Origin of the sequence: Enterobacter sp. LU1 (assembly GCF_008271405.2) — a bacterium.
Lineage (GTDB): Bacteria > Pseudomonadota > Gammaproteobacteria > Enterobacterales > Enterobacteriaceae > Enterobacter > Enterobacter hormaechei_C.
In genome coordinates, this window is the sequence record NZ_CP043438.2 from 2,917,230 (window position 1) to 2,939,910 (window position 22,681).

General features: G+C 60.2%; 16 protein-coding genes. 9 read left to right on the forward strand and 7 right to left on the reverse strand.

Features of this window, described 5'->3' with window-relative positions:
* Positions 1 to 18 precede the first annotated feature (18 nt).
* From yegD to yegS, 9 genes are all read left to right on the forward strand, one after another.
* Positions 19 to 1,371, forward strand: coding sequence for a molecular chaperone (yegD, locus tag FZF21_RS13995; protein ID WP_047738852.1), 1,353 nt, complete (start codon positions 19 to 21; stop codon positions 1,369 to 1,371).
* A gap of 216 nt (positions 1,372 to 1,587) precedes the next feature.
* Complete coding sequence (locus tag FZF21_RS14000) at positions 1,588 to 2,790, forward strand: MdtA/MuxA family multidrug efflux RND transporter periplasmic adaptor subunit (protein WP_047738854.1); 1,203 nt, start codon at positions 1,588 to 1,590, stop codon at positions 2,788 to 2,790.
* Complete coding sequence (locus FZF21_RS14005) at positions 2,790 to 5,912, forward strand: MdtB/MuxB family multidrug efflux RND transporter permease subunit (protein ID WP_149121280.1); 3,123 nt, start codon at positions 2,790 to 2,792, stop codon at positions 5,910 to 5,912. Before FZF21_RS14000 ends, FZF21_RS14005 begins: the two co-directional genes overlap by 1 nt.
* Positions 5,913 to 8,990, forward strand: a complete 3,078-nt coding sequence (gene mdtC, locus FZF21_RS14010; protein ID WP_017693079.1) for a multidrug efflux RND transporter permease subunit MdtC — start codon at positions 5,913 to 5,915, stop codon at positions 8,988 to 8,990.
* Entirely contained in the window at positions 8,991 to 10,406 is a 1,416-nt protein-coding gene (locus tag FZF21_RS14015; RefSeq protein WP_032669506.1) for an MFS transporter, read from the forward strand. It begins immediately after the preceding gene.
* Positions 10,403 to 11,806: a two-component system sensor histidine kinase BaeS gene (baeS, locus tag FZF21_RS14020; RefSeq protein ID WP_063946294.1), complete on the forward strand. Its 1,404-nt coding sequence runs from the start codon at positions 10,403 to 10,405 to the stop codon at positions 11,804 to 11,806. Before FZF21_RS14015 ends, baeS begins: the two co-directional genes overlap by 4 nt.
* Complete coding sequence (gene baeR, locus FZF21_RS14025; RefSeq protein WP_015572364.1) at positions 11,803 to 12,525, forward strand: two-component system response regulator BaeR; 723 nt, start codon at positions 11,803 to 11,805, stop codon at positions 12,523 to 12,525. Before baeS ends, baeR begins: the two co-directional genes overlap by 4 nt.
* Before the next feature lie 228 nt (positions 12,526 to 12,753).
* Positions 12,754 to 14,115 (forward strand): tRNA 5-hydroxyuridine modification protein YegQ, encoded by a 1,362-nt coding sequence (gene yegQ, locus FZF21_RS14030; protein ID WP_017383261.1) that lies wholly within the window; start codon positions 12,754 to 12,756, stop codon positions 14,113 to 14,115.
* 248 nt (positions 14,116 to 14,363) lie between these two features.
* Positions 14,364 to 15,263, forward strand: coding sequence for a lipid kinase YegS (yegS, locus tag FZF21_RS14035; protein ID WP_015572360.1), 900 nt, complete (start codon positions 14,364 to 14,366; stop codon positions 15,261 to 15,263).
* A 69-nt stretch (positions 15,264 to 15,332) separates the two neighbouring features.
* Here yegS and FZF21_RS14040 read toward each other — a convergent pair whose 3' ends face one another.
* The 7 genes from FZF21_RS14040 to FZF21_RS14070 all read right to left on the reverse strand — a co-directional run bounded on the left by FZF21_RS14040 (position 15,333) and on the right by FZF21_RS14070 (position 22,651).
* Complete coding sequence (locus tag FZF21_RS14040) at positions 15,333 to 16,106, reverse strand: ABC transporter ATP-binding protein (protein WP_023295028.1); 774 nt, start codon at positions 16,104 to 16,106, stop codon at positions 15,333 to 15,335.
* Positions 16,107 to 16,115: 9 nt separating this feature from the next.
* Positions 16,116 to 16,976, reverse strand: a complete 861-nt coding sequence (locus FZF21_RS14045) for an ABC transporter ATP-binding protein (protein ID WP_032669503.1) — start codon at positions 16,974 to 16,976, stop codon at positions 16,116 to 16,118.
* The gene (locus tag FZF21_RS14050; RefSeq protein ID WP_015572358.1) at positions 16,948 to 17,853 is read right to left on the reverse strand and encodes an ABC transporter permease; all 906 of its coding nucleotides are present in this window, start codon (positions 17,851 to 17,853) and stop codon (positions 16,948 to 16,950) included. The genes FZF21_RS14045 and FZF21_RS14050 overlap by 29 nt, the downstream gene beginning before the upstream one ends.
* Positions 17,850 to 18,887 (reverse strand): ABC transporter permease, encoded by a 1,038-nt coding sequence (locus FZF21_RS14055; protein WP_017693076.1) that lies wholly within the window; start codon positions 18,885 to 18,887, stop codon positions 17,850 to 17,852. Before FZF21_RS14055 ends, FZF21_RS14050 begins: the two co-directional genes overlap by 4 nt.
* The gene (locus FZF21_RS14060; protein ID WP_047062943.1) at positions 18,884 to 20,500 is read right to left on the reverse strand and encodes an ABC transporter substrate-binding protein; all 1,617 of its coding nucleotides are present in this window, start codon (positions 20,498 to 20,500) and stop codon (positions 18,884 to 18,886) included. Before FZF21_RS14060 ends, FZF21_RS14055 begins: the two co-directional genes overlap by 4 nt.
* Before the next feature lie 33 nt (positions 20,501 to 20,533).
* Positions 20,534 to 21,688 (reverse strand): mandelate racemase family protein, encoded by a 1,155-nt coding sequence (locus FZF21_RS14065; RefSeq protein ID WP_047738859.1) that lies wholly within the window; start codon positions 21,686 to 21,688, stop codon positions 20,534 to 20,536.
* A 297-nt stretch (positions 21,689 to 21,985) separates the two neighbouring features.
* Positions 21,986 to 22,651, reverse strand: a complete 666-nt coding sequence (locus FZF21_RS14070) for an HAD-IA family hydrolase (RefSeq protein ID WP_015572355.1) — start codon at positions 22,649 to 22,651, stop codon at positions 21,986 to 21,988.
* Between the last annotated feature and the right edge of the window lie 30 nt (positions 22,652 to 22,681).

The following is a 22,681-nucleotide window of genomic DNA, read 5'->3' on the forward strand; positions in this document are numbered from 1 at the left end:
CCGGCATGGGGATTTATTGTGTTTATTGGATTCGACTACGGCACCGCAAACTGCTCGGTTGCGATAATGCAAAATGGACAACCGCAGCTCCTGAAAATGGAAAACGGCAGTACGCTGTTGCCGTCAATGCTTTGTGCGCCCACGCGTGAAGCGGTGAGCGAGTGGCTGTTCCGCCACCATCAGGTTCCGGCCACGGCGGCGGAGACCCAGGCGCTGCTGCGCCGTGCGGTCAGCTTTAACCGCGAGGAAGATATCGACGTTACCCCGTCCAGCGTGCAGTTCGGCCTCTCTTCCCTCGGGCAGTACATTGAAGACCCGGAAGAGGTCTACTTCGTTAAATCGCCGAAATCCTTCCTCGGCGCCAGCGGCCTGAAGCCGCAGCAGGTGGCGATGTTTGAAGATCTGGTCTGCGCGATGATGCTGCACATCCGCAATCAGGCGCAGTCCCAGGTGCCGGATGCCATCACCCAGGCGGTGATTGGCCGTCCGATTAACTTTCAGGGGCTGGGCGGCGACGAAGCCAACCAGCAGGCGCAGGGGATCCTTGAGCGTGCAGCGCACCGGGCAGGCTTCCGTGACGTGGTGTTCCAGTATGAGCCGGTTGCGGCGGGGCTGGATTTTGAAGCCACGCTGACTGAAGAGAAACGGGTGCTGGTGGTGGACATCGGCGGCGGTACGACGGACTGTTCATTACTGTTGATGGGTCCCCAGTGGCATCACCGTCGCGATCGTGAAAATAGTCTGCTGGGGCACAGCGGCTGCCGCGTGGGCGGTAACGATCTTGATATTGCCCTGGCCTTCAAGAGCCTGATGCCGCTGCTCGGTATGGGCGGTCAAACCGAGAAAGGCATCGCCCTGCCGATCCTGCCGTGGTGGAACGCGATTGCCATCAACGACGTCCCTGCCCAGAGTGATTTTTACAGCACCGCGAATGGCCGTTTCCTCAACGTTCTGGTGCGTGATGCGCAGGATGCAGAGAAGGTCGCGCTGCTGTATAAGGTGTGGCGTCAGCGCCTGAGCTACCGCGTGGTGCGCACCGCCGAAGAGAGCAAAATTGCCCTTTCCGATCGTCCAGAGCATGCGGTTTCGCTGCCGTTTATCAGTGACGATCTGGCTACGGCTATCACTCAGGAAGGGCTGGAAATGGCGCTGACTCAGCCGCTTCAGCGTATTCTGGAGCAGGTGCAGCTGGCGCTTGAGAACGGCAACGTGAAGCCGGACGTAATTTACCTGACTGGCGGTAGCGCCCGTTCGCCGCTGATCAAGAAAGCGCTGGCGGAACAGCTGCCGGGGATCCCGATTGCCGGTGGCGATGACTTTGGCTCCGTTACGGCAGGGCTGGCGCGCTGGGCGCAGGTGGTGTTTAGCTAATGGGGTTGTGCCGGGTGGCGGCTTCGCCTTACCCGGCCTACAAGATCCTCCAACCGTAGGCCGGGTAAGCGCAGCGCCACCCGGCGAAGGCGAAACCGCAGCGCCACACTCAGACAATTCCCGACAGTCTTCCATATTTCCTCCATTTTTCCGCTGTGTTAGCTGACTAAACTAGTATCATTCCCCGAAAGAGTTTCAGGATGAGAACGTATAACGATGAAAGGCAGTAACAAATCCCGCTGGGCAATCGCCGTTGGTCTGATTGTGGTGGTCCTGGCCGCCGCCTGGTACTGGCACAGCCAGTCCGCGAACTCCACGGCACCTGCTGGCGCTAATAGCCCCTCACAACGCTCAACGGGCGGCGGGCGCCACGGTATGCGCGGCGGTGCGCTGGCACCGGTGCAGGCGGCAACGGCGGTGAATAAAGCGGTGCCTCGTTATCTCTCCGGGCTGGGAACCATCACCGCCGCCAACACCGTGACGGTACGTAGCCGCGTGGACGGTCAGTTGATGGCCATCCATTTCCAGGAAGGTCAGCAGGTAAAAGCCGGCGATCTGCTGGCGGAAATCGATCCAAGCCAGTTTAAGGTGGCCCTGGCGCAGGCGCAGGGGCAGCTCGCGAAAGACAAAGCCACCCTCGCCAATGCCCGCCGCGATTTAGCCCGCTATCAGCAGCTGGTAAAAACCAACCTCGTGTCGCGCCAGGAGCTGGACACCCAGCAGTCTCTGGTCAGTGAATCTCAGGGCACCATCAAGGCCGACGAAGCCGCGGTCGCCAGCGCCCAGCTCCAGCTTGACTGGAGCCGGATCACCGCGCCGATTGACGGCCGCGTGGGCCTGAAACAGGTCGATATCGGGAACCAAATCTCCAGCGGCGATACCACGGGCATCGTGGTGATCACCCAGACGCACCCTATCGATCTCGTCTTTACCCTGCCGGAAAGCGACATTGCGACGGTGATACAGGCGCAGAAGGCCGGAAAAGCGCTGGTGGTTGAAGCCTGGGATCGCACCAACAAGCAGAAGCTGAGCGAAGGTTCGCTGTTGAGCCTGGATAACCAGATCGACACCACCACCGGCACCATTAAGCTAAAAGCACGCTTCAACAATCAGGACGATGCCCTGTTCCCGAATCAGTTCGTCAACGCGCGAATGCTGGTCGCGACCGAAGAAAACGCGGTAGTGATCCCGACGGCGGCCCTGCAAATGGGCAGTGAAGGCAACTTTGTCTGGGTGCTGAACAGCGAAAACAAGGTCAGCAAACACCTGGTGAAAACCGGCATCCAGGACAGCCAGACGGTGGTGATCAGCGCCGGGCTGTCCGCTGGCGACCGCGTCGTGACCGACGGTATTGACCGTCTGACCGAAGGGGCGCAGGTCGAGGTGGTGGAAGCGCAGAATACAGGAGCAAAAGCCTGATGCAGGTGATGCCGCCGAGCTCTACAGGTGGGCCATCACGCCTGTTTATCTTACGTCCGGTTGCGACGACCCTGTTGATGGTGGCGATCCTGCTGGCCGGGATCATTGGCTACCGTTTTCTGCCCGTGTCGGCGCTGCCGGAAGTGGACTACCCGACCATTCAGGTTGTCACCCTCTATCCGGGCGCCAGTCCGGATGTGGTGACGTCCGCCATCACCGCCCCGCTGGAGCGTCAGTTTGGCCAGATGTCTGGCCTGAAGCAGATGTCCTCCCAGAGCTCCGGCGGCGCTTCGGTCGTCACGCTTCAGTTCCAGCTCACGCTGTCGCTGGATGTCGCCGAGCAGGAGGTGCAGGCCGCGATTAACGCCGCCACTAACCTGCTGCCGTCTGACCTGCCGAATCCACCGGTTTACAGCAAGGTCAACCCGGCGGATCCGCCGATCATGACCCTTGCCGTCACCTCCTCCGCCATGCCGATGACCCAGGTGGAAGACATGGTTGAAACCCGCGTGGCGCAGAAGATTTCGCAGGTGACCGGCGTAGGGCTGGTGACGCTGGCGGGCGGTCAACGCCCCGCCGTGCGCGTCAAACTGAATGCCCAGGCCATTGCCGCGCTGGGGTTAACCAGCGAAACCATCCGCACCGCCATCAGCAGCGCCAACGTCAACTCAGCGAAGGGGTCGCTGGACGGCCCGACCCGCGCGGTCACGCTCTCCGCCAACGACCAGATGCAGTCCGCCGATGAGTACCGTCAGCTGATCATTGCCTACCAGAACGGCGCGCCGATCCGCCTGGGCGACGTAGCCACCGTCGAACAAGGTGCAGAAAACAGCTGGCTCGGGGCGTGGGCCAATAAGCAGCAGGCGATTGTCATGAACGTTCAGCGCCAGCCGGGCGCGAATATTATTGATACCGCCGACAGCATTCGCACCATGCTGCCGCAGCTGGTGGAAAGCCTGCCAAAATCGGTCAGCGTGAAAGTGCTCTCTGACCGCACCACGAATATTCGCGCGTCAGTGACCGACACCCAGTTCGAGCTGATGCTGGCGATTGCGCTGGTGGTGATGATCATCTACCTGTTCCTGCGCAACGTCCCGGCAACCATCATTCCCGCCGTCGCCGTGCCGCTCTCGCTGGTCGGAACGTTCGCGGTGATGGTGTTTCTCGACTTTTCGATTAACAACCTGACGCTGATGGCGCTCACCATCGCCACCGGGTTTGTGGTGGACGACGCCATCGTGGTAATCGAGAACATCTCGCGCTATATCGAAAAAGGTGAAAAGCCGTTAGCCGCCGCGCTGAAGGGCGCGGGGGAGATCGGCTTTACCATTATCTCGCTCACCTTCTCGCTAATTGCGGTGCTGATCCCGCTGCTGTTTATGGGCGATATCGTCGGGCGGCTGTTCCGCGAGTTTGCCGTGACGCTGGCGGTCGCCATTCTGATCTCTGCCGTGGTGTCGCTGACGCTGACGCCGATGATGTGCGCCCGCATGCTGAGCCACGAGTCCTTGCGCAAGCAAAACCGCTTATCGCGCGCCTCCGAGCGGATGTTCGAGCGCATTATCGCCGCCTACGGCCGCGTGCTGGCGAAAGTGCTGAACCATCCGTGGGCAACGCTCGGCGTGGCGCTCGGCACCCTGGCGCTCAGCGTCATGCTGTGGATTTTCATTCCGAAAGGCTTCTTCCCGATTCAGGACAACGGCATTATTCAGGGCACGCTTCAGGCGCCGCAGACGGTCTCCTTCGCCAACATGGCGCAGCGCCAGCAGCAGGTGTCTGAGATCATCATGAAAGATCCGGCGGTGGAAAGCCTGACTGCCTACGTGGGCGTGGACGGCACCAACCCGTCGCTCAACAGCGCGCGCCTGCAAATTAACCTTAAACCGCTCGATGACCGCGACGATCGCGTTAACGCGGTGATTGAACGCCTGCAAAGCGCGGTGGCGCGCGTGCCGGGCATTGAGCTGTATCTGCAACCGATCCAGGATTTAACCATTGATACGCAGGTGAGCCGCACGCAGTACCAGTTTACGCTCCAGGCCACCTCGCTTGAGGCACTGAGCACCTGGGTGCCGCAGCTGGTGGACAAGCTGAAAGCACTGCCGCAGGTTTCTGACGTCAGCAGCGACTGGCAGGATAAAGGGCTGGCGGCGTACGTGAACGTCAACCGCGACACCGCCAGCCGTCTGGGCATTACCATGTCCGACGTGGATAACGCCCTGTATAACGCCTTTGGCCAGCGCCTGATCTCCACCATCTATACCCAGGCCAACCAGTATCGCGTGGTGCTGGAACATAACACCGAGAACACGCCCGGGCTGGCCGCGCTGGACACGGTGCGCCTGACCAGCAAAGACGGCGGGATTGTGCCGCTCAGCGCCATTGCCAGCGTGGAAGAGCGTCACACCCCGCTGTCGATTAACCATCTCGATCAGTTCCCGTCCACCACCATTTCCTTCAACGTGCCGGACGGGTATTCCCTGGGCGAAGCGGTGGAGGCCATTCTGGGCGCGGAGAAAGAACTCAGCTTCCCGTCCGATATTCAGACCCAGTTCCAGGGCAGTACGCTGGCGTTCCAGGCCGCGCTGGGCAGCACCGTCTGGCTGATTGTCGCGGCGGTGGTGGCGATGTATATCGTGCTTGGCGTGCTGTATGAAAGCTTTATCCATCCGATCACCATCCTCTCCACTCTGCCGACGGCGGGCGTGGGGGCGCTGCTGGCGCTGATGCTGGCGGGGAGCGAGCTGGACGTCATTGCGATCATCGGCATCATCCTGCTTATCGGCATTGTGAAGAAAAACGCCATCATGATGATCGACTTTGCGCTGGCCGCCGAGCGCGAGCAGGGTATGGCGCCGCGCGAGGCCATTTACCAGGCCTGTCTGCTGCGTTTTCGTCCGATCCTGATGACCACCCTCGCCGCCCTGCTGGGCGCGCTGCCGCTGATGCTGAGCACCGGCGTGGGGGCCGAACTGCGCCGTCCGCTGGGCATCGGGATGGTGGGCGGCCTGCTGGTGAGCCAGGTGCTGACGCTGTTTACCACGCCGGTTATCTACCTGCTGTTTGACCGTCTGGCCCTGTGGACGAAAAACCGCTTCCCGAAACGTGAAGAGGAGGCGTAAGTGAAGTTTTTCGCCCTCTTCATTTACCGTCCGGTGGCGACGATTTTACTCTCCGTCGCTATCACCCTGTGCGGCGTGCTGGGCTTCCGGCTGCTGCCGGTGGCCCCGCTGCCGCAGGTCGATTTCCCGGTGATCATGGTCAGCGCCTCGCTGCCGGGTGCCTCGCCGGAGACCATGGCGTCATCAGTGGCGACGCCGCTTGAGCGCTCGCTTGGGCGAATTGCCGGGGTTAACGAGATGACCTCCAGCAGTTCGCTGGGCAGCACGCGCATCATTCTGGAATTTAACTTCGACCGGGATATCAACGGCGCGGCGCGTGACGTGCAGGCCGCGATTAACGCCGCCCAAAGCCTGCTGCCAAGCGGCATGCCGAGCCGTCCAACCTACCGCAAGGCTAACCCGTCCGACGCGCCGATCATGATCCTGACGCTCACGTCAGAGACCTACTCCCAGGGCGAGCTGTACGATTTTGCCTCCACCCAGCTGGCGCAAACCATCGCCCAGATTGACGGCGTGGGCGACGTGGACGTCGGCGGCAGCTCTCTGCCCGCCGTGCGCGTGGGGCTGAATCCGCAGGCGCTGTTTAACCAGGGCGTATCGCTGGACGACGTGCGTTCCGCCATCAGCAACGCCAACGTGCGTAAGCCGCAGGGCGCGATTGAGGACAACAGCCACCGCTGGCAGATCCAGACCAACGACGAGCTGAAAACCGCCGCCGAGTATCAGCCGTTGATTATTCACTACAACAACGGTGCGGCGGTGCGCCTGAGCGACGTCGCCAGCGTCACCGATTCGGTGCAGGACGTGCGTAACGCCGGGATGACTAACGCCAAACCGGCGATTTTGCTGATGATCCGCAAACTGCCGGAAGCCAACATTATCCAGACGGTGAACAGCATCCGCGCGCGCCTGCCGGAGCTCCAGGAAACGATTCCGGCGGCCATCGACCTCCAGATTGCGCAGGACCGCTCCCCTACCATCCGCGCCTCGCTTGAGGAGGTAGAGCAAACGCTGATCATCTCCGTCGCGCTGGTGATCCTGGTGGTGTTCCTGTTCCTGCGCTCGGGGCGCGCCACGCTGATCCCGGCGGTGGCGGTTCCGGTATCGCTGATAGGCACCTTTGCCGCCATGTACCTGTGTGGGTTTAGTCTTAACAACCTGTCGCTGATGGCGCTGACGATTGCCACCGGGTTTGTAGTGGATGACGCCATCGTGGTGCTGGAGAATATCTCGCGCCATCTGGAAGCGGGCATGAAGCCGCTCCAGGCGGCGCTTCAGGGGACGCGCGAAGTGGGCTTCACGGTCCTGTCCATGAGCCTGTCGCTGGTGGCGGTGTTCCTGCCGCTGCTGCTGATGGGCGGCCTGCCGGGGCGACTGCTGCGCGAATTTGCCGTCACGCTTTCCGTCGCCATCGGTATCTCCCTGGTGATTTCGCTGACGCTGACGCCGATGATGTGCGGCTGGATGCTAAAGCGCAGCCAACCTCACTCGCAGCCGCGCAGGAAAGGCTTTGGCCGCGTCCTGATGGCGATGCAGTCAGGCTATGGCAAATCGCTGAAATGGGTGCTGAACCACACGCGTCTTGTCGGGCTGGTGCTGATCGGCACCATTGTGCTCAACGTCTGGATGTATATCACCATCCCGAAAACCTTCTTCCCGGAGCAGGATACCGGCGTGCTGATGGGCGGTATTCAGGCGGACCAGAGTATTTCGTTCCAGGCGATGCGGGGCAAACTGCAAGACTTTATGAAAATCATCCGGGAAGATCCGGCCGTGGATAACGTCACCGGCTTTACCGGCGGCTCACGCGTTAACAGCGGGATGATGTTTATTACCCTTAAGCCGCGCGGTGAACGTCACGAAACGGCGCAGCAGATCATTGACCGCCTGCGGCTGAAGCTTGCCAAAGAGCCGGGGGCAAATCTGTTTTTGATGGCCGTTCAGGATATCCGCGTCGGCGGACGACAGGCTAACGCCAGCTATCAGTACACCCTGCTCTCAGATGACTTAGCCGCCCTGCGCGAGTGGGAGCCTAAGATCCGTAAAGCGCTGGCCGCGCTGCCGCAGCTGGCGGACGTGAACTCCGACAGCCAGAATAACGGCGCCGAGATGGCGCTCACCTACGATCGCGAAACCATGTCCCGCCTGGGCATTAACGTTGAAGCGGCCAACAGCCTGCTTAACAACGCCTTCGGGCAGCGTGAAGTCTCCACCATCTATCAGCCGATGAACCAGTACAAGGTGGTGATGGAAGTTGATCCGCGCTACACCCAGGACATCAGCGCGCTGGACAAGATGTTTGTGATCAATAATGACGGCAAGGCGATCCCCCTGTCGTACTTCGCCAGCTGGCAGCCGTCGAACGCGCCGCTGTCGGTGAACCACCAGGGGCTTTCCGCCGCCTCGACCGTGTCGTTTAACCTGCCAACCGGCTCGTCGCTGTCTGAGGCCAGCGACGCCATCAACCGCGCCATGACCCAGCTCGGGGTGCCCTCCTCCGTGCGCGGCAGCTTTGCCGGTACGGCGCAGGTGTTCCAGGACACCATGAACTCGCAGGTCATTTTGATCCTGGCGGCTATTGCCACGGTTTATATCGTGCTGGGCGTGCTGTACGAAAGCTATGTGCACCCGTTGACCATTCTCTCCACGCTGCCTTCTGCGGGCGTGGGGGCGCTGCTGGCGCTGGAGCTGTTCGGTGCCCCGTTCAGCCTAATCGCGCTCATCGGGATCATGCTATTAATAGGTATTGTGAAGAAAAACGCGATTATGATGGTCGACTTTGCCCTGGACGCCCAGCGTAACGGCAACCTGACGCCGGACGAGGCGATATTCCAGGCCTGTCTGCTGCGTTTTCGCCCGATCATGATGACCACGCTGGCCGCGCTGTTCGGTGCGCTACCGCTGGTCATATCCGGTGGTGACGGCTCTGAACTGCGCCAGCCGCTGGGGATCACGATTGTCGGCGGCCTGGTGATGAGCCAGCTGCTGACGCTCTACACCACGCCGGTAGTCTATCTGTTCTTTGACCGACTGCGGCTGCGTTTTTCGCGTAAAAAGAGAACCACGGTGACCGAGTAAATGACCGACCTACCCAGTAATGTTCGCTGGCAATTGTGGATCGTCGCGTTCGGCTTCTTTATGCAGTCGCTGGACACGACCATCGTGAACACCGCCCTCCCCTCGATGGCGAAAAGCCTGGGGGAGAGCCCGCTGCACATGCATATGGTGATTGTCGCCTACGTGCTGACGGTCGCCGTGATGCTGCCCGCCAGCGGCTGGCTGGCGGATAAAGTCGGTGTGCGAAACATCTTCTTCACCGCCATTGTGCTGTTTACCACCGGGTCGCTGTTTTGCGCCCAGGCCAATACCCTCGACCAGCTGGTGATGGCGCGCGTGCTACAGGGCGTCGGCGGCGCGATGATGGTGCCCGTCGGGCGGTTAACGGTGATGAAAATTGTTCCGCGCGCGCAGTATATGGCGGCGATGACCTTCGTCACCCTGCCCGGTCAGGTCGGCCCGCTGCTTGGCCCGGCGCTGGGCGGTATTCTGGTGGAGTATGCCTCCTGGCACTGGATCTTCCTGATCAACCTGCCGGTCGGTATTATCGGCGCGATTGCCACCCTGACGCTGATGCCGAACTATAAAATGCAGACCCGGCGCTTTGATTTCGTTGGCTTTATCCTGCTGGCGGCTGGCATGGCGACGCTCACCCTGGCCCTCGACGGGCAAAAAGGGCTGGGGATCTCCTCCCTGTCGCTCGCCCTGCTGGTGGCGCTGGGGATCACCGCGATTCTCTGGTATCTGTGGCATGCCAGAGGCAACGCTAACGCGCTGTTCAGCCTGAATCTGTTCAGAAATCCCACCTACCGTCTTGGTCTCTTCGGCAGCTTTGCCGGACGCATCGGCAGCGGCATGTTGCCGTTTATGACGCCGGTGTTTTTACAGATTGGGATGGGCTTCTCGCCGTTCCACGCCGGGCTGATGATGATCCCGATGGTGCTCGGCAGCATGGGGATGAAGCGTATTGTGGTGCAGGTGGTGAACCGCTTTGGCTATCGCCGGGTGCTGGTGACCGCCACGATCGGGCTGGCGTTGGTTTGCCTGCTGTTTATGGCCGTGGCGCTGCTGGGCTGGTACTACATCCTGCCGCTGGTGCTGTTCTGCCAGGGGATCATCAACTCCATGCGCTTCTCGTCGATGAACACCCTGACGCTGAAAGATCTGCCGGACGAGCTGGCGAGCAGCGGTAACAGCCTGCTGTCGATGATCATGCAGCTCTCCATGAGCGTGGGGGTCACGGTCGCCGGATTGCTGCTCGGCATGTACGGGCAGCACCATCTCAGCGCCGACACCCCCGTCGCGCATCAGGTCTTTTTATACACTTACCTCAGCATGGCGGTAATTATCGCCCTGCCCGCTTTTATCTTTGCCAGAGTACCGAATGACACGACCAAAAACGTCGTGATCCGACGCGGCAAAAGGAGTGCACCATGAAATTCTGGCGTCCGGGGATCACCGGTAAGCTTTTTGTGGCGATTTTCGCCACCTGTATCGTCCTGCTGATTACCATGCACTGGGCGGTGCGGGTCAGCTTTGAGCGCGGCTTTATTGACTACATTAAGCACGGTAACGAACAGCGACTACAGGGCTTAAGCGACGCGCTGGGCGAACAGTATAGCCTGCACGGTAACTGGCGTTTTCTGCGCAATAACGATCGCTTTGTGTTTCAAATCCTGCGCTCGCTGGAGCACGATAATGACGACGACCGCCCGGGGCCGGGCATGCCGCCGCACGGCTGGCGCACCCAGTTCTGGGTGATAGATCAGGAGATGCGCGTGCTCGTTGGCCCACGCTCTCCGGTACCGCCGGACGGTACAAAGCGCGCCATCACCTCGAACGGCGCGACGGTGGGCTGGGTTATCGCCTCGCCGGTCGAGCGGCTGACGCGCAACACCGACATCAACTTTGACCGCCAGCAGCGTCAGACCAGCTGGCTGATTGTCGCGCTTTCTACCCTGCTTGCGGCGCTCGCCACCTTCCCGCTGGCGCGCGGCCTGCTGGCGCCGGTTAAGCGCCTGGTGGAAGGCACGCACAAGCTGGCGGCGGGTGATTTCTCGACCCGCGTGGACACCCGCAGCCAGGATGAACTGGGCAAGCTGGCGCAGGACTTCAACCAGCTCGCCAGCACGCTGGAAAAAAACCAGCAGATGCGCCGCGACTTTATGGCCGACATTTCGCACGAGCTGCGCACCCCGCTGGCGGTGCTGCGCGGCGAGCTGGAGGCGATTCAGGATGGCGTGCGGCAGTTCACCCCCGAGTCCGTGGCCTCGCTTCAGGCGGAAGTCGGCACGCTGACCAAGCTGGTGGACGATCTGCATCAGCTTTCCATGTCCGACGAAGGCGCCCTGGCCTACCAGAAAGCCCCAGTCGACGTGATCAATATCCTTGAAGTCGTGACCGGCGCATTCCGCGAACGCTTCGCCAGCCGTGACCTGAAAATCAACCTTTCGCTGCCGGACAGCGCGGTGGTATTTGGCGACAGAGATCGCCTGATGCAGCTGTTCAATAATCTGCTGGAGAACAGCCTCCGCTACACCGACGGCGGCGGCGCGCTGCATATCTCCGGCAGGCAGGAAAACGGGCGCTTTGCCCTGACCTTTGCGGACTCCGCCCCTGGCGTGAAAGAAGCGCAGCTGGAAAAACTGTTCGAGCGCTTCTATCGCACCGAAGGTTCACGCAACCGCGCCAGCGGCGGTTCCGGCCTTGGGCTGGCGATTTGCGTTAACATTGTGGAGGCCCACGGCGGCACCATCCGCGCCGCCCATTCGCCTTTTGGCGGGGTTAGCATTACAGTAGAGTTACCTCTGGAACGGGATTTATCGAGGGAAGCATGACCGAGTTACCGATTGACGACAACACACCGCGTATTTTGATCGTGGAAGACGAGCCTAAACTTGGGCAACTGCTGATCGACTATCTGCGTGCCGCAAGTTACGCGCCAACGCTTATCAGCCACGGCGACCAGGTGCTGCCCTACGTGCGCCAGACGCCGCCGGATCTGATCCTGCTGGATCTGATGCTGCCGGGTACCGACGGCCTGACCCTGTGCCGGGAAATTCGTCGTTTCTCCGATGTGCCCATCGTGATGGTGACGGCCAAAATCGAAGAGATCGACCGTCTGCTGGGGCTCGAAATCGGCGCCGACGATTACATCTGCAAGCCTTACAGTCCGCGGGAGGTGGTCGCTCGGGTGAAAACCATCCTCCGCCGCTGTAAGCCACAGCGTGAATTGCAGGTGCTGGATGCGCAAAGCCCGCTGATCGTCGACGAAAGCCGCTTCCAGGCGAGCTGGCGCAGCAAACTATTGGATCTTACCCCAGCGGAGTTCCGCCTGCTGAAAACGCTCTCCCACGAGCCGGGAAAAGTGTTTTCCCGCGAACAGCTGCTCAACCATCTGTATGACGATTACCGCGTAGTGACCGACCGCACCATCGACAGTCACATCAAAAACCTGCGCCGCAAGCTGGAGGCACTGGACGCCGACCAGTCGTTTATTCGCGCGGTGTACGGCGTGGGTTATCGCTGGGAAGCGGATGCGTGCAGGATTGCCTGAACACCCCCCCTCACCCCAGCCCTCTCCCTCAAGGGAGAGGGGGCCGTCTGTGCAGGCATTATTTTGTGGGGAACCCTCAGCCCCAAAGGGGAGAGGGTTAGGGTGAGGGGCAAAGCTTTACCTCTCTTCCCCGCAGCGCTACAATGCCCGCCCTTAAAGTGGGGGATCTCCCCTTACCGCTGCACCAGGTGCACGCGGATCTGACCTGTCATCAGAACGAGAACAAACATGTTTAAACCGGAACTCCTTTCCCCGGCGGGAACGCTGCAAAATATGCGTTACGCTTTCGCCTATGGTGCCGACGCCGTTTACGCGGGCCAGCCGCGCTACTCGCTGCGCGTGCGTAACAACGAATTCAACCACGAGAATCTTCAGCTCGGCATCAATGAAGCGCATGCCCTGGGCAAAAAATTCTACGTGGTGGTGAACATCGCGCCGCACAACGCCAAGCTGAAAACGTTCATTCGCGACCTGAAGCCGGTCGTGGAGATGGGGCCGGACGCGCTGATCATGTCGGACCCGGGTTTAATCATGCTGGTTCGGGAGAACTTCCCGGAGATGGACATTCACCTCTCGGTGCAGGCTAACGCCGTCAACTGGGCAACGGTGAAATTCTGGAAACAGATGGGGCTGACCCGCGTCATTCTGTCCCGCGAGCTGTCCCTCGAAGAGATCGAAGAGATCCGCACCCAGGTGCCGGATATGGAGATCGAAATCTTCGTTCACGGCGCGCTGTGCATGGCCTACTCCGGCCGCTGCCTGCTCTCTGGCTACATCAACAAGCGTGACCCGAACCAGGGCACCTGCACCAACGCCTGCCGCTGGGAATATAACGTTCAGGAAGGCAAAGAAGATGACATCGGCAATATCGTGCACAAACACGAGCCGATCCCGGTCACCAACGTTGAGCCAACGCTGGGTATCGGCGCGCCTACCGACAGCGTGTTTATGATCGAAGAAGCCAAACGTCCGGGCGAATACATGACCGCCTTCGAAGACGAGCATGGCACCTACATCATGAACTCCAAAGATCTGCGCGCCATCGCACACGTCGAGCGTTTAACCCAGATGGGCGTACACTCCCTGAAAATCGAAGGCCGCACCAAGTCTTACTACTACTGCGCCCGTACCGCACAGGTGTATCGCAAAGCCATCGACGATGCCGCCGCCGGTAAACCGTTCGACACCAGCCTGCTGGAAACGCTGGAAGGTCTGGCGCATCGCGGCTATACCGAAGGTTTCCTGCGCCGTCACACCCACGACGACTACCAGAACTACGAGCATGGCTACTCGATTTCCGAACGCCAGCAGTTTGTAGGCGACTTCACCGGCGAACGTAAAGGTCCGCTGGCCGCCGTCGCCGTAAAAAACAAATTCACTAAAGGCGACAGCCTGGAGCTGATGACGCCTCAGGGCAACATGAACTTCCGCCTCGAGCACCTGGAAAACAAAAAAGGTGAGGCGATAGAGGTCGCACCTGGCGACGGCCATGTGGTCTGGCTGCCGGTTCCTGAAGAGGTAGAGCTGGAGTTTGCACTGCTGATGCGTAATTTTGAAGGTGAAAATACCCGAAATCCACACGGCAAATAGTCAATCAACGGGATTTTTTCACGCTGGGATAATTCTTAGAATCGGATCACATACCGCTTCGTTCAATACGGGTATTATCCCCCCGCTGAAAAACATAACCCATAAATGCTAGCTGTACCAGGAACCACCTCCTTAGCCTGCGTAATCTCCCTTACGCGGGCTTATTTTTTGCCTTTCATCCTGTTCTTACCCGCTTTTTCCTTCTCTGGGATACACTCTTTCTATAGTTAAAAAAGGGAGCAACCCGGATGGCATCCTATCCAGACAGTTTATTAATTCTCAATGGCAAAAGTGCAGGCAACGATCTGTTGCGCCAGGCGATCACCGAATTGCGTGAAGATGGCGCGCGCATTCACGTGCGGGTGACCTTTGAAAAAGGCGATGCGGCACGCTATATCGACGAAGGCATCAGGTTAGGCGCTGAGACCATCATTTCAGGCGGCGGCGACGGAACAATCAACGAGATCGCTGGCGCGCTTATTGACCTCAACACAGCACATCGTCCGGTGATGGGCATTTTACCGCTCGGTACCGCCAATGATTTTGCCACCAGCGCCGGCATACCTGAGGATTTAGGCAAAGCGCTGCAACTGGCTATCCTCGGGAAAGCGACCGCCGTCGACATTGCGCAGGTGAATGAAAGAACCTGCTTTATCAACATGGCAACGGGCGGTTTCGGCACGCGGATCACCAGCGAAACGCCGGAGAAGCTGAAAGCCGCGCTGGGCGGCGTCTCGTACCTCATTCACGGCCTGATGCGCATGGACACCCTCAAGCCCGACAGCTGTGAAATCCACGGTGAGAACTTCCACTGGCAGGGCGACGCGCTGGTGATTGGTATCGGCAACGGACGTCAGGCAGGCGGCGGACAGCAGCTTTGCCCGGAAGCCCTGATTAATGATGGTCAGCTACAGCTGCGCATTTTTACTGGCGACGGGCTGCTGCCCGCGCTGTTTACGACGCTGACGCAGCCAGAGGAGAGCCCCAATATTATCGCCGGGAAATCCGCGTGGTTTGAAGTGATCGCCCCACACGGCATGACCTTTAACCTTGATGGCGAACCGCTGAGCGGAGAGAAATTCCGCATCGAAGTGGTTCCGGGCGCGTTGCAGTGCCGATTACCGCCGGATTGTCAGCTCTTGCGCTGATGGTTTGCCGGGTGGCGGCTACGCCTTACCCGGCCTACAGGACCGATCGCGTAGCCGCCACCCGGCTACCTAATACACCGCCACCTCCCGCGCCATCTCGCGGGAATACTGCTGTGAGGCATTGACCAGCATCCGCGTATAGTCGGTTTTGGCCTGCCCGGCGACCAGTTCGTCCACCGTCAGGCTTTCAAGGATTTTGCCATACTGCATTACCGCCACCTTCTGACACAGATGGGCAATCACGCCCAGATCGTGGGTCACCATCAGGTAGGTCAGGTTCGACTCACGCTGAAGTTCCGCCAGCAGGTTGAGGATTTCCGCCTGCACCGAGACGTCCAGCGCCGAGGTAGGTTCATCCAGCAGCAGCACCTGCGGCTCCAGAATCAGCGCCCTGGCAATCGCCACGCGCTGGCGCTGCCCGCCGGAAAGCTGGTGCGGATAGCGATCGCGAAACGCCCGGTTAAGCCCAACTTTATCCAGCAGGGCGTGAACGCGCCGCTCCCGATTTTTTATGCGGTGAATGTGCAGCGGCTCTTCCAGAATATCGCCGATGGTGTGACGCGGATGCAAAGAGCCGTACGGATCCTGAAATACCATCTGCACCCGGCGGCAGCGTTCCTGGCTGATACGTTTTTCCAGCCGCTTGCCGTTAATCGCCAGCTCGCCCTCCCAGTGGGTAAACAGCCCGGCAAGGCATTTCAGCACCGTGGTTTTGCCCGAACCGGACTCCCCCACCAGGCCGTAAATCTCGCCGTCCCTCACGCTGATATTCACATCGTCCAGCACCTGATTACGCTTCTCGCCCTCGCCAAACGTCAGGTTAAGGTGTTGTATCTCGATCATCTCTGCTCCTTACTCGTTGAGCCAGCTGGCCTGACGCTGTAATACCGGCAGCGTCGGTCGGCGATGGTTGATTTCCGGTAGCGCGCTGATGAGCCCCTGGGTGTAGGGATGCCTGGCGTTGTGCAGATCCTTCGCGGCAATCGATTCCACCACCCGTCCGGCGTACATCACCAGCACCCGGTCGCAGAAGCTGCGCACCAGGTTGATGTCGTGGCTGATAAAGATCAGCCCCAGACCGCGGGACTGCACCAGGTCATCCAGTAACCCCAGCACCTGCAAGCGCACCGACACGTCCAGCGCCGAAGTCGGCTCGTCGGCAATGACCAGCTCGGGATCGGCGATCAGCATCATGGCGATCATGATGCGTTGCCCCTGCCCGCCGGAAATCTCGTGCGGACAGAGGTGATACACCCGCTCCGGCTGGCGAATGCGCACCACGTCGAGCATCTCCAGCACTCTGGCTTTGGCTTCCGCCTTGCGCCCCGGATGATGGGTCAGCCAGGCTTCGGCAATTTGGTCGCCCACGCACACCACCGGGTTAAGGGAGTATTTCGGGTCCTGCATGATCATCGAGATGCGCTTGCCGCGAATGCCGCGCATCTGCGCCTCGCTGACGGCCTGTAAATCGACATCGCCAAACTGCATCCGCGCGGCGCGGATCTGCGCTTTGGCCGGATGCAGGCGTAGCAGCGCCCGCCCGACGGTGGATTTACCGGAACCGGATTCACCGACAATCGCCAGCTTTTCGCGTCCGAGCTGGAAAGAGACGCCGCGCACCGCGTGGGTGACCGCGCCGCCGTTGATAAAATCGACGTGGAGATCGCGCACGTCGAGCATCGGGTTATTCGCTACGAGGATCGAGGATGTCACGCAGGCCATCTCCTAAGAAGTTGAACGCCAGACTGTTGATCAGGATCGCCAGCCCCGGAATAGTCACCACCCACCAGCACTCCATCATGTAGGTACGACCGCTGGAGATCATCGCTCCCCACTCCGGCTCCGGCGGCTGTGCGCCAAGGCCAAGAAAGCCCAGCCCGGCGGCGGTGAGAATGATCCCCGCCATGTTCATGGTGATGCGGATAATCACTGACGGCAGGCACAGCGGGACAATGTGACGCCACAGTACGCGCACCGGGGAAGCACCCTGAAGCCGCACGGCGGAGATAAAATCGGCCTGGCGCAGAGAGAGAGTTTCGGCGCGCGCCAGACGGGCAATCGGCGGCCAGGCGGTGAGCGTAATCGCAATCACCACGTGCTCCAGCCCCGGCCCGAGCGCCGCGACAAACGCCAGCGCCAGCACCAGGCTCGGGAAGGAGATAAAGATATCGGTGACGCGCATCAGCACCGCGTCCACCCTGCCGCCGAAATAGCCTGCGGTCACGCCCAGCAGCAGCCCCAGCGGGCCAACGGTCACGGAGACCAGCAGCACGATGTAGAGCGTGATGCGCGCGCCGTACACCAGCCGGCTGAAGATGTCCCGGCCAAACTCGTCGGTGCCGAACCAGTGCAGTGCGTTCGGGGCGACCAGCGCGTTATTGAGGTCCTGCACCAGCGGGTTGTACGGCGCGATCAGCGGGGCAAACGCCGCCACAATCAGCAGCAGCAGGATAATCCCGCCGCCGATGGCGGTGAGCGGATTGCGCGCCATCTTGCCGACGAAGCCCGCGGCGCGGCCCAGCGTGCGTCTGATACGCTGGCGGCGTTCGGATGGCCCGGTCCCCAGCGGCGAATCCAGAGAAACGGTCATGATTTCGTCCTCGGGTCAAAGAGTTGATACAGCATGTCGGAGAGCAGGTTCAGCATCACGAAGATGACCCCCACCAGCAGCACGCAGCCCATGACCGCGTTCATATCCCCGAGCAGCAGGCTGCCGGTGAGATACGAACCGAAGCCCGGCCAGGAGAAGACGGTTTCAATCAGCACCGCCCCCTCCAGCAGCGAGCCGTAGGCCAGCGCCACTACCGTCAGGAGCTGCACGAGAATGTTGCGAAACGCGTGATTCCAGATCACCTGACGTTCAGTTAAGCCCTTCACCCGGGCAGTGATAATGAACTCCTGCGACAGCTGCGCCAGCATAAAGCTGCGGGTCATGCGGCTGATATAGGCCAGGGAGTGGAAGCCAAGCAGCGACGCGGGCAAAACCAGATGGTTAATGGCGTTCCAGAACACCGCGCCGTTTCCGGCCAGCAATGCATCCACCGTCATCAGTCCGGTGCGGCGTGGGACTACCCCCTCCAGTCCGAGATCCAGACGTCCCGCGCCTCCCACCCAGCCAAGCCAGGCGTAGAACAGCAGCAGCCCCATCATCCCGACCCAGAAAATCGGCGTGGAATAACCCGCCAGACTGATGATGCGCACCACGTAGTCGGAAACGCTGTTGCGCCGCGCCGCCGCCAGTACGCCCAGCGGAATGCCCAGACCCGCACCGACGATAATCGCCATCGTCGCCAGCTCGAGCGTCGCCGGGAAGACGCGCAGAATATCGGCAGTCACCGGTTTACCCGTCAGCAGGGCATTGCCCAGATCGCCGTGCAGCAGGTTATTGAGGTAAATACCGAACTGAGCCAGCAGCGACCGGTCGAATCCCAGCTGGTGATAGACCTGCTGATAGGTGCTGTGGTCGGCATCCGGTCCGACAATCGCCAGCACCGGATCAACGGGCATTACGCGGCCGATGAAAAAGGTCAGCAGCAGAAGGCCGAACAGCGTCACCACCACCTGCGTTAACCGCTTTGAGAAGCGCCGGGTCCGTGAGCCGGGCGCGAGAATTGCCACACTCATTTGTCACCTCCGGTTTTGTAGACCTCACGCAGGAAGGTGGTGGCCGACGGGTGCGACTGGAAGTTCTTCACCTCGTTACGCACCACCACCGAATCGACCATCTGTGACAGGGGGATCATCGCCGGGATCAGCGCGTCGTAGCGGACCTGGATCTGCTGGTAGTCGGCGATCTGTTTTTCCGGATCGCGCTCCAGCAGGGCCTTGTCGATCATTTCGTTGAGCGGCTTGTCGTAGAAGCTGGTACGCCAGCCCTGGAAGTTGGTCAGACGGGCTTCATCGCTGTTGTCCGGGTTATAGACCAACGCCCGCAGGCTGGAGTGCGGATGGGGTTCGACGCCGCTACCGCCGCGCCCCACCAGCATGTCGAACTTGCGCTCGCGCATTGCGCCGTAAATCTGGTTCCCGGTGCCGGTGATGATTTTGGCGTTGATGCCCGCCTGCATCAGCGTCGACTGCACGGCGATGGCGATATTGAGGAACGGCTGATCCGCCAGCACCCGCAGGGTGGTGTCAAACCCGTCCGGGTAGCCCGCCTCCGCCAGCAGCTTTCTGGCGCGCGGGATATCGAGCCTATAGCCCGGGTCCGGCAGCGTGGACGGCATACCCGCCTTGATCGGGCGCTGGTGCAGCACGCCGTAGCCCGGCATCAGCGCGCTGTTGATGCCCTGATAGTCAATCAGATAGCGCACCGCTTCGCGCACCTTCGGGTTAGCGAAATGGACCTCTTTCATGCTCATCGCCACGTAGTAGACCGTGCCTTTCTGCACGGCTTCGACGGTGAGCTGCGGGTCTTTGCGCAGGGCGTTAATGTCCGCCACCGCCATGTTGTTGGCAACGTCGAGGTCGCCTTTCTCAATCATCAGGCGCAGGGTTTGTGACTCCTGGAAATGACGCAGCACCACCCTGCTCATTTTGGGTTCTTCCCGCCAGTATTGCGGGTTGCGCTGCATGCGCAGCATGTCCTTCGCCTGCCAGGTTTCCAGCATAAACGGGCCGGAACCCGCTTCGTTGGTGGTCAGCCAGCGGTTGCCCCAGTCGTTGTTGACCGCGTGCTGCTGCACCGTTTTGCTGTCGAGCACGCCGAGGTTGCCGAGCGCGCCGAGGGAGTAGATCACCAGCTGCGGGTCGTTGGCTTTTGGCAGGACAATCTGCACGGTGTATGCATTCGGGGCGCTGATTTGGTTATCAATGTTCTTTTTAGAAAATCCGTAGGATTTCCACACCGAAGCCTGGGCCAGGTTGAGGTGCAGCAGGCGGCGCATTGACCAGACCACGTCCTCCGCCGTGAGCGGGTTGCCAGAGTGGAATTTAACGTCGTCACGCAGGTGAAAGGTCAGGGTTTTACGGTCCGGCGAAATATCCCAGGACGTCGCCAGCGCGGGCCTGACGTTGGTGAGCGCGTTCGGGTCCAGCTCCACCAGCGAGTCGTAGAGATTGACCACAATGCCGACCACTTCGTTACCGGTCATTGCCGCCGGATCGAGGGTCAGCAGGTTATTCATGTTCATGCCGATGATGAGCTGGTCGGGCGGCGTTTTCGCGTACGCCGCACCGCTCCCCATCATCAGCGAGAGCGCGAGCAAGCACGCCCCGGCTAAGGGAGATCGTTTCATGTATATATCGCCTGTAGGGTACGTTTTTATCTGTCAGTCGTGGCTGACGGTATTGGCTTCGATATATGCAAAATTAATGTCTTCGCCCAGTCCCGGGCGGGTCGGCAGACTGACCATGCCGTTTTCGTCCATCGGGTCCACCAGGCTGTTGAGGTACGCCGCCGGTTGGTCGTAGTCGAGGAACGGGTGCAGCAGGCCGCGCTCGTACCAGCGGCAGTTTTTGATGGCGCCAATCACCGCCAGGCTGGCCGCGCCGTTGCCGTGTATTTCGCAGTCCATGCCAAAAGATTCCGCCAGGTTCGCCACCTTCAGCGTTGGGGAAATGCCGCCCACGCCGTTCGACCCCGCGCGAAGGATGTCGCAGGCCCCGGCTTTGATCCAGTCAGCACGGCTGTGGTGCTTTCCGCCCAGGCTTTCCGGCCCGATAACCGGAATCGAGAGGTTCTCCGCCAGCCACGCGTAGGAGGCCATGCTCTCCTCCTCCATCGGCTCTTCAAACCAGGCGAAGTCAAGCTTTTCCAGCGCTTTGCCGATGTACAGCGCCTCGGTACGGCTGTACCAGTGGTAGCCGTCAATCATCAGGTCAATGTCCGGGCCAACCGCTTCACGCACGGCGGCACAGGCTTTGACGTCCATCTTTGGATTGGGGGCGAAAGAGACCGGCGGCATCCAGGTGTGCAGCTTGATGGCCTTGTAACCGCGCGCTACCAGCTTTTCGGCAAAGCTGGCGTACTCCTCCGGCATGGATAATCCGCCCGGCAGATCGTCGCCGCACATGGTGCTGCCGTAGGCCGGCACCTTATCGCGATAGCCGCCAAGCAGTTTCCAGACCGGCAGGTTGAGCTTACGGCCAATCAGATCCCACAGCGCCTGTTCAACGAAGCCCAGCGCACGCTCGGTCAGCTGATGCGCGCTTCCCCGCTGCCAGTGCGCCAGATCCTGCCAGATGCGTTCCCGGTTGAATGCGTCCTGCCCCACCAGCACTTTGCGAAAGAAGGTATTGACCACAAAGGGGCGCACCACTTCCGGCGGCGCGAACGAATATCCGCGGGTGCCCTCTTCTGCCGTGATGGTCAGCATCGCCATTTTGGCCATGCTCTCCGGCCCAGGATGCGAATGCCCCGCGGCGTCAGAGACCCGACGCGTCGGGTACTGAAAGACGGTGACGTTTACAGATTCAATTTTCATTATCGATCCTTAAGTCCGGCGATAAGCCCAGAAGCAGAAAATGACAAAGGGGTTTTATGATTTTAAAAATGCGTTTCAGTATGTAATTTAAGCATAAAAAATCAGCACGTCCTCGGACAAAACGCGTTAAGGAGAGGCTATTTTTTGGGCATATGCACGGTCGGACGTGACAATTTTCACAAAAGCGCGGGGAAATGTGAGGTTGATCGGGAGATGTTATTTGAAGGTAAGCGCAGAAGCAGGAATATGCTGACCGGCAACAACCCGCGGAAACTTCTGCGCTTACAAATCAGTCAACTAACCCGCTTCCGGGGCTGGAACGGCAAGCGTTTCCAGCAGCGCATGCATAGACGCATACCGGCCACTGGCATTGTTAAAGCTGGCATGATGGCACGCTGGCGAGACGATGAGGGTTTTGAGCCCCGCACTAAGGGCGGCACGGTAGCCGCTCTGGCTGTCCTCAATCACTATGCACTGCGAGGCCGTCAGGCCTAATTTTCGCAGCGCCGAGAGATAGACGGCAGGGTGCGGTTTTCCGTAGCGTTCATCGTCGGCGCTGCAAATGACCTCAAAATAGTGACCCATCCTGAGTTTCTTAAGCACCGCATGCACGATTTCATGCGACGAAGAGGTGGCAAGTGCAATCCGGTAACCTGCCTCTCGAAAATACGACATCACGTCGTAGATGCCCTCTATCGCTTTGCCTTCCCGGCCAATCAATTCGATGATGCGCAGACGAATGGCCGCTTCAATCATTTCAGGATCGGCCTCAAGTTTGCAGTATTCGCACCAGGTCCGGGCAATCTCATCCAGCCGCTTGCCTTTCGTCAGTGACTCACACTCTTCGTCGCTGACCTCAGCACGCCAGCCTGCCAGAGCTGCTTTCTGCGCCTGACGCCACAGGCCTTCGGAGTCAATGATGACGCCATCCATGTCAAAAATTACCGCCTTAACATCCATCATACGTCTCCGTGAATGGCCCGACGCTGCCGT